The following is a 548-nucleotide window of genomic DNA, read 5'->3' as shown; positions in this document are numbered from 1 at the left end:
GTCTCGGCCACGGTCATTGTTTGGCACAAGGACATGGCCAGAGCCTCGAACAGTAGAGTGAAATGACTGCCAGGGCGCGACCATGGGACCTCGATGCGCGAGGTCTTTCCGCAGGAGCGGCAGCGCACGCGCGGTACTTCTGCGTGCACCCAAGCTTCAAATTGAAAGAAATCGAGGTGCCGCCAGCTGCGCTGCATGCGGCTGTGGATCTTCTGCGCCGGCGCCTTGCAGGCGGGGCAGGCCATTTCCTCGCTTTGATAGCGAACTTCAAAGTCGATCCGTCTCGCTCCCGTGTCGAGCTTCAATTCGCTCACCTCCCACGGGGCTTGCAAGCCCAGTGCGGTGGTGAACAGGGTTTCCATGCCAATACTCAAACTGCCCTCTCCAGCCGGAAACGCCGGCACGCCTGTTGTCCAAGGTCGCCGCCACGGCCTGCCGCGTCGGCGGCCATGGACCAGCGTATGCGCCCTGCATGCCGTCAAGGGTGCGCTACGCCGGCACGCGCGCAGCGCGCGCCGCCCTTGACCGCACTCCGGGACGGTAGAACC

At 64.1% G+C, this 548-nt stretch carries 1 protein-coding gene; it reads right to left on the bottom strand.

The features are described 5' to 3' along the window. Window positions 1-374, bottom strand: a 374-nt coding sequence (locus F2P44_RS34535) for a transposase family protein (protein WP_167094615.1), incomplete at its 3' end; no start/stop codon positions are given. Window positions 375-548 lie beyond the last annotated feature (174 nt).

This window comes from Massilia frigida (assembly GCF_011682175.1).
Lineage (GTDB): Bacteria > Pseudomonadota > Gammaproteobacteria > Burkholderiales > Burkholderiaceae_D > Telluria_A > Telluria_A frigida.
This window is presented reverse-complemented; position numbering and strand designations above follow the sequence as displayed.